Genomic DNA, 8078 nt, shown 5'->3' with positions numbered 1-8078 from the left:
CGGCCAGCGCTGGGCCAACCACGGTTGCGACCATCTGCTACGGCTACGCGTAGCCTACAAAAGCCGAAAGTTCGACCTCGTCACCCAACTACTCAAAAGCAGCCAAGCGAAGATTTGAATTACACCCTTCAGGCAAGTGTTTGAAATTGATGAATCGAGACCGTCTAGAGGACTAGCAGAAAGCTATCTTTGTACATAGAAGGCCAACACACAAACAAATATTGTACAATATTTTATATATACAATTCTTGTATATGAATACGATTATGTTAAAGAACAAAACTTAGAAGAGAGTAGACCTTTCTAGTGGCGCCAAGCATAGAAAAGTTTCTATATTATCCTGTTCCCACAACAGCTCTACCGGGAGCACGCGGCGCTGTACCCAGGTCGGCTAGCGGCACTATTGAAAGAGCCACTTTTTTTACCCAGTTTTTCTTTCAGCAGCAGAAGCTGATTCTGCACCGGGTCAGCATGCAGGTGTAGCAGCAGATAACACGACGGGCTTTGTCTGCGACTAGGTAAAGGCTAGTCTGCTCACGGCCAATGTGCGTCAGTAGATTGTGCTGGCTGAAGCCGCCGACCTGCGCCAACTGCACGTCATCGACCAAGTCGCCGACTGGCTGTAGCGGCACATCGAAACAGCGGTGGCCGCTGATTCGGCCCTCACGGTGCACCCCAGCACCAAATCTTTGAACTAGATGGAGCCCTCAAATACGTATTTTGACGGCCGCAAAAGATATTTTTTGGCTCATTTTTTACGTGGCTCAGCGTAAGCAGCAGCAGCGGCTACAGATCAACGGCCAGCCCACGGGCGGCAAATGGACGTTTGACGCCGAAAGCCGCGAGAGGTTCTCTAAGTACGAAATTGAGTTGATCTAGAGCGGTTCCCGTGTTAGTGTACATGTTTTTAGTTTAGCTTCGGTCATGAAAGCCTATTCATTTGATTTACGCGAGCGGGTCGTGGCGGCCTGCCAGGCTGGGGGCAAGCAGGAGGCGGTGGCCACCCAGTTTAGGGTCTCGCTCTCCTTTGTGGCGAAGCTCTTGCGCCGCCACCGTACGCACGGCAACGCAGCAGCCTTGCCGCCAGGCCGGGGTCCTGCCTCCCGCCTGGATGGCCTGGCTTTGGACCAGTTGAGCGCCTGCTTGCGCCAAACCCCGGCCGCTACTTTGGACGAGCTGCGGGTCTGGCTGGCGGCGGTCGGCGGGCCGGCCATGAGCCAGTCCGCGCTGGGACGGGCCGTGCAAGCGCTGGATTGGCGGCGAAGAAAAAGAGCTTCCACGCCGCCGAGCGCGACACTGAACGGGTGAGGGCCTTGCGGGCAGCCTTTGTCGAAGCAGTTCAGAAAGAGGATTTTACTTGTTTTAAGTTTGTGGACGAAACTAGTACCAACCTCACCTATTGCCGCCGCTACGCCCGCGCCAAAGGCGGGCAACGCGTGGGCAACGGGGTGCCGCTGCACGGCGGGCCAAATGTAACGTTGGTGGCCACGCTGACCTCGCACGGGTTGCAAGCGGCCATGACGGTGAGTGGAGCCGTCAACGGTGAGGTCTTCGCCGCCTACTTGACCCACATCCTCGGCCCCATGCTCGTGTCCGGTGACGTGGTCGTGCTCGACAACCTGCCGGCCCACAAAGTGGCCGGGTTGGCCGAAATTGTCGCCGCACGGGGCGTCCGACTGCTGTATCTGCCGCCCTATTCGCCCGATTTCAATCCTATCGAACTCGCTTTTAGCAAACTCAAAACCTGGCTGCGCACGGCCCAGGCCCGCACCCGCGAGGCGTTGGAAGCCCCGATTCAAGTGGCGACTGAGTGGATAAGTCAGCAGGATGCCAAGAACTGGTTTGACCATTGTGGCTATCATGTACAGTAACTTGGGAATTGCTCTAATTGAGTCGGACACAAGTTGGACGTTATTTGAAGGTGGCTTTTGAAGTGATTGGAGGCCAGATTGCCGCGCGAAGAGTGCCGCTGCGCTGAATTGTAGTAGGGTAGCAGGCGACATGGGGACTGATTTCGAGCTTGGCCTCGACCAGTTCAGCAGAACTGCCGGGCGGCCACCTGTGGGCGGCGGCTCTCGCTATCTAACCCGATGGCCTCGGCTTGAACGTCTCGTCGTATTTACGCCGTGTAGCAGGCGACGCCCCGCTGATTGTGGTTGCCACAACAGAAGAAATACACGCCCTGTTTATCCGTCCTGCTTAAACCACCTCATACCAAAGGCCTCTCAATTGCTATTGAGAGGCCTTTGTACATTTACTTATGAAGTGTTACTACTTGTAACGGTTTACTCCCAATTCAACTTATAATACCGTTACTGTAACGGATGTAGGTAACAGCTTTGACTTATCCCAGCAACCGGTCACGTAGCTGCTTTCTCCATTTCGTATTCAGCTCGTACCGGCCGGTGTCACTAAGCCAACTGTCCTTCGCTTCCTGGAGAGTATCTTGCAGCAAGCTGATAATGCCGCGTAAATCCTTCTGGCACTTCTGGGCTCTACTCCCCTCCTCTGCGAGGTGCGGATGCTGTTTATAATCTTCATACGCGTCAATGCTGAAGCGAAGCATCCGCCTCAACTGAGGCGCAGAAAGCCGTTGCTGTTCTTTCTGTAAAAAGGGTTCAACAACCTTGACGTAATGCTGGTGCATCTCTTTCGCCAAGGCAACTTCGCTGGTGCGTTTTCGATCCGCTGCCTCCTCCTGGTTTTCTGGCTCCTGCTCCCATCGGGTTTGGACAGTAGCCGGTCTAGCAGGTGGCAACCCCTGGGTTAGCCAAGGCAAGTCGAGCGGTGTATGGCGTTGTGAGGATAGTGGCATTTTATCTTCCTGGATTTCCGCCAAGGCATCATTCTGACGTTGCCGATGCAGTCGTACCCGGCAGGCATCGCTACAAGTGGTTTTATCAGCACGACCATATAGCGGGTTGTCACAGATGAGGCAGCTTTTTTCTGAGGAATTCATACTAGAGAGGTAAAAAGTGAGATGGTTAGTAAAGCGCATGGAATGCGTTGACAGAAGTGTTCCTGCTTTCTTCTCGTGACAGCCGTGCCAGAGCCCACAGGAGTTGTTTTCAGCCATTCCCTGCCTTAGGTGTCACGTGACACCTAGCGACTACCAGCTCACAAAAGGGCACAGAGAGCCGCGTGAACAAGTGGCACGGCTGGCACGAGAAGAAAGGTGGAACATTTCCGGATTAAGGCAGTAGCGGCGGCGAACCCGCCCATTCTGCTTGGTGCAACTCCTGCACGTAATAGCCCCCTACACGGCCATCTTTGCCGAAGCGCTGCACTTTGCGCGTCATACCCAGGCGGCTCAGGGCTTCGCCTAAGGCTTTATTTTGCAGAGTACGCGACGTGGATCGGGCCTGCAGATGATCTTTGATCTGGGCCAGCGTCAGGAAGGTAGCGCCCGGTTTGAAATGAGCGGCAACCAAGTCATATTCCTGGGTATCGTGCTGAAATTGGCGGTTTCGGTCATGAACTACAGCCAATTCCTCTTCATCAAACCAATACTGATACCCTGCCTTCCAAAGGTGATACGCCTCGCACCACACTCCCTCAATGTCAACTTGCTTGGCCACCCGGATATCAATGGCTTCCACCTCGAAGGGCAGGAAGCGCCGGGAGCCGGTAGGATCCGTCAGGAAATCAGCCCCATTGACACTCCCCATGAAAGAAGCACGACGCGGCAACTCGGCTATCAGACGACCATAGGGGCGGCGCACCTTCACTGAAGGCTGCGTAATCAGTGTTTTGAGCGAGTTTTCGTCCTGCTTGTTAAGCGTGCGCAGTTGGTCGTCAATGTTGATGAACAGGTACTCCGAAAGCAAAAGCTGGGAATCCTTACTCTCTACATGGATCTTACCCGTGAACAGGTACTGCTTCGCCAACAGCGGTGGGCACAGCAACTCCAACCAGGTCGTTTTGTATTGGCCCTGCCCGCCTGTCAGCACGAGGCAAGTATGATTCTGACAGCCCGTTTCCGTCAACGCGTTGGCGACCACGGCGACCAGCCACTTCGTGAAATAGTGGGCGAAGATGCCTGGATCTGCTACTGTTACCGTCGCGGCCAACTGTGCTATGAAGCCGCTTGCCGAAACGGGCCCCAAACCCGTAAAGTATTCCAGTAGCGGGTCCACGCGAGGCGTAAAATCAGACGCCAGGAGACGATGTAACGCATCGGCGTGCATGGGACACTCGTTGTGGGTCAATTCGCGGCTGATGCTATTGATCCGATAATCAGTCATTGGTTCAAACGGGGCAGTGGTACCAACCGGGCGCCACTCTACTACTTCCTTGACAATGTTGAAGCGCGTCTCGTAATGGTGCTGGAGGTAGTCCTCTACGGCGGCCAGCTTCTGATTTCCTTTGGCTTGTTTTTCCATTGGGGTGGAAGAGGATTGCGTGGGCTTTTTCATACCAGCAGGTCCTCCAAAGGGGACGTCACACAGATACGAGCGTAGTTGCAAGAGGCTTTTGTGCCAATACCTGCCTTTTGAATCTCGACCACTACCCCATCAAGTTGTGAGTCCCGTTTGTGAAGAGAAACAATTTCGGTTTCCAGCTGATACCAGAACATAGGGCATTCCTGCTGCGCTTCCAGGGAGCTGCCGGGCACCATTTCTGCCAGTTTGCCACCCAGAGACAGGATAATACGCAACGTTCTAAGCACGGTATCCATGCGTTCCAGCGCCCGAGGAGTGCGGCCTGTGCCAGGGCTTTCCAACTCCCAGGCATGTAACTGCTTGATGAGTTGCAAAGTCAACCGGCGCAGTGTTGTCAGCTCGTTCAGCATACCGACCGACCTCCCTTCTGCTTATGCTTAGCAGACTCCAAATACGCAATGAGTTCGCTGCGCTTGTAGAGTACCCGCTTGTCGGATGAATTCAGCGCTAGAATATGTCCCTCCCGGCGCAGCTTGTTTAGCGTCGGTTTGGAGAGATGCAGAAAATCCAGTGCTTGCTGGGTGGTGAGGTATTCAACATCTCTGGCTTTGGGCCCTCTGCCGACAGCATCGAGCATGAGGGCAAGCTTTTCGTCGAGGAGACTGTTCAACATCCCGCGCAGCTGCGGAAAGGTTAACAATACCATCGGCGCTTCGAAATAGGGTGGCTCTTTCATTTTACCTGTGTGTTAAATACAGGGCAATGATAGAGGTCCGGTAAAGCGGCGTTAAGGAGCCGTTAACGGAAACTTACTTGAATTTCCATACCTATATAGCTCCCCTTAATTCTAGGGGATAGCTCAAAGCACTCTTGTCGTATTCCCCTGACAATGTAAATAGATAGTCCAAAGCCTCTATCTTATTATCCTTCGTGTAAATCAAATATTGTTGACTTCCACCAGGTTTTGTTTTTAGATACCGAAAGACTGTATCAGCTTTTAACCCGGTTTGCTCAACAATATATTCTAGCTGAGCATGGCGGTTTGCATCGGCCTGTAGCAGGGGCACAAGGCCTGAACGAATAAGGATAAGATAGGCCAGGGTTTTCACCTTACCAGTAATTAGAGAAGATGTATTAACCTCCTTTCCCGCATTCTGCAATTGGGTCTTCAGTTGCTTGCGCCGTTTATCCATCCAGTCAAGACAATACTGCAAGAGGTCATATCTGTCTTGCCAAGCGTCGGCTAACTCGTGGTGTAGACTATCACTCGTATCAGTATTTTTTGTGATATCCTCTGAATAAAGCATGCGAATCAGCGTATCCAGGTGCTCCTGCTCTGTTTCCAGTAACTCGCGTAAGTAAGAAGCAAACTTGTATTGCGGAGAACCGGAAAGCTTATCGTAGTGAAAGCGAAGCAATTGTATACAATAGCCCTTGGAAGGATTTGCATCTTCGAGGTGGTAGTTATAGTCGCCGCCGTGTAGCAGACGTCGTAAGAGCATAGTATCCCAAACTTCGGCAGCAGCAGCAGTATCGTTGCCTTTCTGATCACGCACCAAGTAGAGCGGAAACGCTAAGTGGTTCTCGAGTCCTCCCTCAGGCCGTGGAAGCCTTGGCCTTTGATCAGTAATCGTGTTCTTCGTAGACTTAATCGCAGGAACGGAGTCATCCTTAATCCAAACCTTGGCTGACTCCTGAACAAAGAGAAAAGGATGTTTACTGCTCGAAGGCATAGAATACAAGCTTCATTTTACCGCTCTTTACGCTCTACAGCCAATAAAGGACTAAAAAATAAACACGGAACGGTCCCACTCGCGGGCCCAGTAACAAAAAAACCTCGATTGCAGCTTGCAATCGAGGTTTTTGGTGATCCCGCTGGGATTCGAACCCAGGACCCGTACATTAAAAGTGTACTGCTCTACCAGCTGAGCTACAGAATCATTTACTTGCATCCAGAAATCGTCTTCCCTGATTGCGGATGCAAAAGTAGGAGCACTAGCGTAAACTTCCAAATACTTTGTTGAAAAACACCTTATTTCTCCTCTTTTTCGGATTGACTTTCCCCCAAAAAGCTACTAGTCAATCTGGTAGCCCTGCTATTATTAAGGGAGACTCGTTGTTCGCCCGTAACTGCTATGAAGCAGCATACCCGCTATATCAACAGGGGTTGCGACAAGGACTTACCTCGCCACGCGTACTGCTGCGTATGGCTTATGTACAAGAAGGGCTGGGGAAATATCCGACGGCGTTATATTACCTGAGTCTGGCACAGCAGCGCAGACCTACACAGGTGGTATGGCGCAAGATGACAGAACTAGCACAGACGTATCGGCTGACGGGCTACTCGGACTCGTGGAAAAGCAAGCTCCTGCTTACTTTTCGCCGCTATTACTACCCCGTGCTACAAGCGCTGCTGATTGGGGCAGTAGCTGGCGGCGTGCTGCTGTTGGTGCGGCGCGGCACCACTCGCGCTTGGTGGCTGACCTATGCTCTTTACTTAGCGGGAACGGGAGTCTACCTGAACCTGCTAAACTCCAGCCGGATAGGCTTGGTGGCCCGCCCGCACTCGGCCCTGATGGCAGGGCCGAGTGCGGGCGCCACGTGGCTGACGACCGCCAGGGCCGGCGACCGGCTAGTGGTACAGGATCAGCAGGACATTTGGTGCCGGGTGGAGTGGCGCAACCGAGCGGCCTTTATTCGTCGTGCTGACCTAGTTATACTTGACTAAAAAGGAGGGGAACACGCGGATACGAACACGAATGAATAGCCACAAAAAAACTGAGAAGGAATTTAGCGTGGCAGGCGGCGTAGTTTATTTGACAGGTGAGCCTTCTTCCTTGCGAAAGTGATTCAGCACCAACCGATCGGCAAGGCCGGGCAGCCACTTGTTGAGAAACACAGTCAGCTTTCCCTGTGCGGTCAGGACCAAGTCGCGGCGGCGTTGCCGCACGGCCCGCAGCAGATGCTGCGCCACTTCCTCGCTGCTCATCATCTGGCCCTCATCGCGCGGCGACTCGCCCTGCGATGAGCCATCGGCCGCCAAAGCAGTCTGGCGGATATTGGAGGCCGTGAAGCCAGGGCACGCCACTAACACATGGACACCCTGGGGCAGCAACTCGGTGCGGAGGGCTTCCAGAAAACCCTGCATGGCAAATTTGGAAGCTGAATAGCCTGTGCGGCCCGGCAGCCCCCGATAGCCGGCGATGCTGGAGATGCCGACAATAGAGCCTTTCGAGGCTAACAGATGCGGCAGGGCGAACTTGGTAGTATAGACGGTGCCGAAAAAATTGGTTTGCATCAGCCGCCGTATCACGTCCAGGTCCGCATCCTGAAACATAGCCCGCATGGAAATACCCGCGTTGTTGATGAGAATATCGAGGCGACCGAAAGCGGCAATGGTTTCTGCCACAGCTCGCTCCGAATCGGCCTCCACGCCCACATCGGCCCGCACGGTATGATGCAGAATTCCATGACCGCTAAGCTCGGTGGCCGTGGCTGCCAGCCGGGTTTCGTCGCGGCCCGTCACGACTACTTTGGCCCCGGCCAAGCCAAAGACGACAGCACAGGCCCGTCCGATACCGGAGGTAGCGCCCGTAATAAGAACCACTTTTCCTTGCATACACCTATCGTTTGAAGGCGTACCAGCACATTTACTGGATTAACCCGGGGCCAAAACTACAGGTTTTTGCAGGTTGA

Annotated in this window: 10 protein-coding genes and 1 tRNA gene; 4 read left to right on the top strand and 7 right to left on the bottom strand. The window is 53.5% G+C overall.

Going from position 1 to position 8078, the window contains the following annotated elements; all coding sequences use genetic code 11:
• Positions 1–720 precede the first annotated feature (720 nt).
• Genes E5J99_RS05055 through E5J99_RS05050 form a run of 3 tightly spaced genes read left to right on the top strand, consistent with a single transcriptional unit; the run spans position 721 to position 1871 of the window.
• Complete coding sequence (locus E5J99_RS05055) at positions 721–879, top strand: cryptochrome/photolyase family protein (protein ID WP_262712968.1); 159 nt, start codon at positions 721–723, stop codon at positions 877–879.
• Between the two features lie 45 nt (positions 880–924).
• The gene (locus E5J99_RS21175; RefSeq protein ID WP_167851996.1) at positions 925–1308 is read left to right on the top strand and encodes a helix-turn-helix domain-containing protein; all 384 of its coding nucleotides are present in this window, start codon (positions 925–927) and stop codon (positions 1306–1308) included.
• Entirely contained in the window at positions 1305–1871 is a 567-nt protein-coding gene (locus E5J99_RS05050; RefSeq protein ID WP_262712967.1) for an IS630 family transposase, read from the top strand. The genes E5J99_RS21175 and E5J99_RS05050 overlap by 4 nt, the downstream gene beginning before the upstream one ends.
• Before the next feature lie 473 nt (positions 1872–2344).
• On the opposite strand, the gene E5J99_RS05045 is transcribed toward E5J99_RS05050, so the two are convergent.
• From E5J99_RS05045 to E5J99_RS05020, 6 genes are all read right to left on the bottom strand, one after another.
• Positions 2345–2959 (bottom strand): hypothetical protein, encoded by a 615-nt coding sequence (locus tag E5J99_RS05045; RefSeq protein WP_135496632.1) that lies wholly within the window; start codon positions 2957–2959, stop codon positions 2345–2347.
• Between the two features lie 232 nt (positions 2960–3191).
• The gene (locus tag E5J99_RS05040) at positions 3192–4382 is read right to left on the bottom strand and encodes a VapE domain-containing protein (RefSeq protein ID WP_167851994.1); all 1191 of its coding nucleotides are present in this window, start codon (positions 4380–4382) and stop codon (positions 3192–3194) included.
• A 29-nt stretch (positions 4383–4411) separates the two neighbouring features.
• Positions 4412–4792: a hypothetical protein gene (locus E5J99_RS05035; protein ID WP_135496630.1), complete on the bottom strand. Its 381-nt coding sequence runs from the start codon at positions 4790–4792 to the stop codon at positions 4412–4414.
• Positions 4786–5118, bottom strand: a complete 333-nt coding sequence (locus E5J99_RS05030) for a helix-turn-helix domain-containing protein (RefSeq protein ID WP_135496629.1) — start codon at positions 5116–5118, stop codon at positions 4786–4788. The genes E5J99_RS05035 and E5J99_RS05030 overlap by 7 nt, the downstream gene beginning before the upstream one ends.
• A 91-nt stretch (positions 5119–5209) precedes the next feature.
• Entirely contained in the window at positions 5210–6115 is a 906-nt protein-coding gene (locus E5J99_RS05025) for a hypothetical protein (RefSeq protein ID WP_135496628.1), read from the bottom strand.
• Positions 6116–6246: 131 nt separating this feature from the next.
• Positions 6247–6322, bottom strand: a tRNA-Lys gene (locus E5J99_RS05020).
• A gap of 365 nt (positions 6323–6687) precedes the next feature.
• Here E5J99_RS05020 and E5J99_RS05015 point away from each other — a divergent pair.
• The gene (locus tag E5J99_RS05015) at positions 6688–7110 is read left to right on the top strand and encodes a hypothetical protein (RefSeq protein WP_135496627.1); all 423 of its coding nucleotides are present in this window, start codon (positions 6688–6690) and stop codon (positions 7108–7110) included.
• An 84-nt stretch (positions 7111–7194) separates the two neighbouring features.
• Here the strand turns inward: E5J99_RS05015 and E5J99_RS05010 are convergent, their stop codons facing one another.
• Positions 7195–8001, bottom strand: a complete 807-nt coding sequence (locus tag E5J99_RS05010; protein WP_135496626.1) for an SDR family oxidoreductase — start codon at positions 7999–8001, stop codon at positions 7195–7197.
• Positions 8002–8078: the final 77 nt, after the last annotated feature.

Source organism: Hymenobacter elongatus, assembly GCF_004745955.1.
GTDB lineage: Bacteria > Bacteroidota > Bacteroidia > Cytophagales > Hymenobacteraceae > Hymenobacter > Hymenobacter elongatus.
This window is presented reverse-complemented; position numbering and strand designations above follow the sequence as displayed.

What these genes read in the sequence shown, in the direction of transcription:
- E5J99_RS05040 (WP_167851994.1), bottom strand. Translation starts at nt 4,382, where the DNA reads ATGGAAAAACAAGCCAAAGGAAATCAGAAGCTGGCCGCCGTAGAGGAC.
- E5J99_RS05015 (WP_135496627.1), top strand. Translation starts at nt 6,688, where the DNA reads ATGACAGAACTAGCACAGACGTATCGGCTGACGGGCTACTCGGACTCG.
- E5J99_RS05025 (WP_135496628.1), bottom strand. Translation starts at nt 6,115, where the DNA reads ATGCCTTCGAGCAGTAAACATCCTTTTCTCTTTGTTCAGGAGTCAGCC.
- E5J99_RS05030 (WP_135496629.1), bottom strand. Translation starts at nt 5,118, where the DNA reads ATGAAAGAGCCACCCTATTTCGAAGCGCCGATGGTATTGTTAACCTTT.
- E5J99_RS05035 (WP_135496630.1), bottom strand. Translation starts at nt 4,792, where the DNA reads ATGCTGAACGAGCTGACAACACTGCGCCGGTTGACTTTGCAACTCATC.
- E5J99_RS05010 (WP_135496626.1), bottom strand. Translation starts at nt 8,001, where the DNA reads ATGCAAGGAAAAGTGGTTCTTATTACGGGCGCTACCTCCGGTATCGGA.
- E5J99_RS21175 (WP_167851996.1), top strand. Translation starts at nt 925, where the DNA reads ATGAAAGCCTATTCATTTGATTTACGCGAGCGGGTCGTGGCGGCCTGC.
- E5J99_RS05045 (WP_135496632.1), bottom strand. Translation starts at nt 2,959, where the DNA reads ATGAATTCCTCAGAAAAAAGCTGCCTCATCTGTGACAACCCGCTATAT.